This is a genomic window from Empedobacter sp. UBA7494 (genome assembly GCF_002478465.1).
Lineage (GTDB): Bacteria > Bacteroidota > Bacteroidia > Flavobacteriales > Weeksellaceae > Empedobacter > Empedobacter falsenii_B.
This window is the reverse complement of the sequence record NZ_DLOC01000017.1, coordinates 1-3,459: the sequence shown is the minus strand read 5'-3', so window position 1 is coordinate 3,459 and position 3,459 is coordinate 1. Positions and strand designations below refer to the sequence as shown.

Here is a 3,459-nt window from a genome sequence, read left to right as displayed (position 1 = left end):
TGAGACTTTTACGCTCTAAGGATATTGTTAGTTCACCCCTGTCTTGTTTATTTTAAAGGTAATTATTTTATGAATGTAAAGTAAAGAAGGTATTGCCGCAATGGGGGCTGACGAGCAAACTTCAACGGTTGTGCTACTATAAAATTTCGGTGCTAAACTCATCTGACGGTTTCCAAAATCCCCCACTTCGGCAATACCCAAAACGTTAGCGGCAAGCGAAAATCGCCTCAAGCCTTACCTATTCGAGCATTGCTTTTGTCAGTTTGTTATCTCGCGGTCTATCTTCGACGCTTTTTTACTTCGTTTGAGGCAATAAGCAATATTGGCTGATTGTTATGATGATTCTTTTCGTACCTTTAATAGGCGAAATTTAAAGAACAACTTAATATTATGAATCATGAAAATCACTAAAGGATTATTAGTTCGTTTAGAAGCGAAACATGGTAAAGATGACGAGGTGGAAGATTTCCTTTCGTCTGCCCTTCCGCTAGTACGGCAAGAGGCTGGAACAAAAGCTTGGTTTGCCCTCCGTTTTGGCCGGTCCGAATATGGCATCATTGATTTTTTCCCTGATGAAGCGTCCCGTGATGCACATCTTAAAGGAGCAGTTGCCACCGTTTTAATTCAGAAAGCAGATGAATTATTTGAAACCTCCCCGGATATTCAAAAAATAGATATTCTCGCCAGCAAATTACCATCCGTAGCGCCAGCAGAAACTAATACAAAAGGACTATTGCTCACATTTAAAGCAAAAGAGGGCCACGAGCAGGAAGTGATTCAATTTTTAAAAGATGCTCAGCCTTTGGTCATGGCGGAAGAAGATACAATAGCTTGGTTTGCTATCCATCTACCGAACGATGAGTACGGCATTTTCGATGTTTTTCCTGACAATGGTGGCCGTTTAAAGCATCTTGTAGGCCGCGTTCCTCAAGAATTAGCCAAACATTCACTTTCATTGCTTGGCAGTTTCCCAGATATGCATTTGCTTAAAATTACAGCCGAGAATTTTAATTCTTGAGTAAAATAAAGAAACTCATTATCCAAATGCGTGCCGCTAACACACGCTAAGCGCTCATTGCCAAGGAGTTAGGCGAAATGAAGTTCAATATTACGAGAAAGTTTTATATTCACCGAAGGAACGCAGCCCGCTTTCCTTGGCAACGTCGCCTAGCGCGAGGACGTTAGCCGTCATTGTAAAACGAAACCGTACAAAAAAATACTTGTCAATTTTTCGGTTGTATGCAGACAAAGACTGAGAGTATGTTTGCACAAAAAAATAAAGAAATGACAAAGTTTTTTAAATTTAAAGAATTGCACAATCAGACAAAGCCTCTAATTATTGGAAATGTTTGGAATGTGCAGAGTGCAAAGGTTTGTGAAAAATTAAATTTTCAAGCCATCGGAACTTCAAGTGCAGCAATTTCTCATTCTTTAGGCTACGAAGATGGAGAACAAATACCTTTTTCGGATTTACTATTCATTGTAGAAAAAATTAGTAAAAGTGCTACACTTCCATTGTCTGTGGATATTGAGTGTGGTTATGGAAATACTGCAACAGTAATTGCTAACAACATCATATCATTAGAAAAATTGGGTGTTGTAGGTATAAATATAGAGGATAGTTTTTTTGAAAATGGAGAACGAAAATTGAAAGACAGTCTTCAATTTTCTCAACTTTTACAAGAAGTAAAGTATATCTTAATACAAAAAGGAATTTCAATTTTTATTAATGTAAGATGCGATGCGTTTCTTTTGAATGTTCCAAATGCTCTACAAATTGCAACGGAAAGAATAAAAAAGTATGAACTATCAGGAGCAGACGGAATATTTTTGCCTTGCATCACAAAAGAAAGCGATATTTCTACAATCGTTTCTCAAACTAAATTGCCACTCAATGTAATGTGTATGCCAGAATTGCCCAATTTTGAAACGCTTGAAAAACTGGAGGTAAAAAGAATAAGTATGGGTAATTTTTTAAATGGATATGCCTATACATTATTAGAAAATATGACGACAAAAGTTTTAACTGAACAATCTTTTAATGCTTTGTTTTAAAAATGGAATTGACCGTAGAAATAATGTACAAAGCAATTGTTGAAAAAGACACTTCGTTTGAAGGAGTGTTTTTTACGGCAGTTAAAACCACAGGCATTTTTTGCCGACCGTCTTGCCCAGCCCGAAAACCCAAATTGGAAAATGTAGAATTTCTAAAAACTTCCAAAGAGTGCATTCTCAAAGGCTACAGAGCTTGTAAAGTTTGTAATCCTTTAAAAATGATAAACCAAACACCTATTGAATTTCAGAAAATCATTGATGAACTTTCAGAAAACCCAACTTTAAAATTCAAAGACTACGATCTTAAACAAAAAGGAATTGAACCAAGCCAAATAAGAAGATGGTTTTTAAAAAATCACGGAATTACCTTTCAAGCCTATCAAAGAATGTTTAGAATTAACTCAGCATTTAAAAAAATACAAAATGGTAAAAGTGTTACGCATACGGCTTTTGACACAGGTTTTGAATCTCTAAGTGGATTTGGCGACAGCTTTAAAAACATTTTTGGAGTTTCCCCAAAGAACGGAAAACAACAAAATATTATTGACCTCAAACGAATTGAAACGCCATTAGGAACAATGCTTGTTTGTGCGACCAATCAAGGAATTTGTCTATTAGAATTTACCGACAGAAAAATGTTGGAAACGGAATTGAAGTCAATTGCAAAACTTTTAAATGCTACAATTATTCAAGGAAATAATAAGCATTTTGATACATTAGAAATCGAATTACAAGAATATTTTAATGGCAAGAGAACAGCATTTTCTGTTCCGTTACATACACCAGGTTCCGACTTTCAAAATAAAGTCTGGGCTGCTTTGCAACGCATTCCTTATGGACAAACAAAATCATATAAAGAACAAGCCATAACAATTGGAAATCCTGAAAGTGTTAGAGCCGTTGCTAATGCAAACGGAATGAACAGAATTTCTATTTTAGTTCCGTGTCACCGAGTGATTGGGTCTGACGGACAATTGACGGGTTACGGTGGCGGGCTTTGGCGAAAAAAATATTTGTTAGAACTTGAAAAACAGAATGTATAAATGATAACAGAAATAAGAATTTTCTAAGTACACGACAGAAAATCTAAAACATTGATATTTAGGTTTTTATTTTTGGTGATTAGGAGTCTGGAAATATAATCCAAGCCACATCTGAATACACTTACAGCTCTGTTTCCATGTTTTTTAATTTTGATTTTCTTAATATGACTGTCAAGGAAGTCCCCCCGTTTTATAATACCAGACAAATGCGATCATTACCAGTAAAATTAGTTTTTCCAGCCTGTCTAAATGAGTTACATGGGTATCTTCAAGATGAAATCCACTTGATTTCAAACCTCTGAAAAGCGTCTCAATCTGCCATCTCTTTCTGTAAATAGGGAATGCCTCTTCTGGTTTAATG

At 35.8% G+C, this 3,459-nt stretch carries 3 protein-coding genes and 1 pseudogene; 3 read left to right on the top strand and 1 reads right to left on the bottom strand.

Features of this window, described 5'->3' with window-relative positions:
- Positions 1–397: 397 nt before the first annotated feature.
- The 3 genes and pseudogenes from B4E95_RS13040 to B4E95_RS13035 form a co-directional block, all read left to right on the top strand.
- A pseudogene (locus B4E95_RS13040) lies at positions 398–700 on the top strand (putative quinol monooxygenase); the annotation flags it as partial.
- A 560-nt stretch (positions 701–1,260) separates the two neighbouring features.
- Positions 1,261–2,055, top strand: coding sequence for an isocitrate lyase/PEP mutase family protein (locus tag B4E95_RS01750; RefSeq protein WP_291089448.1), 795 nt, complete (start codon positions 1,261–1,263; stop codon positions 2,053–2,055).
- 2 nt (positions 2,056–2,057) lie between these two features.
- Positions 2,058–3,098 carry a methylated-DNA--[protein]-cysteine S-methyltransferase gene (locus tag B4E95_RS13035; protein ID WP_349680093.1) on the top strand — a complete coding sequence of 347 codons (1,041 nt, stop codon included), beginning with the start codon at positions 2,058–2,060 and terminating at the stop codon, positions 3,096–3,098.
- Between the two features lie 171 nt (positions 3,099–3,269).
- Here the strand turns inward: B4E95_RS13035 and B4E95_RS01735 are convergent.
- Positions 3,270–3,459 (bottom strand): transposase (locus B4E95_RS01735; protein ID WP_291089445.1); only part of this gene is annotated, 190 nt, incomplete at its 5' end.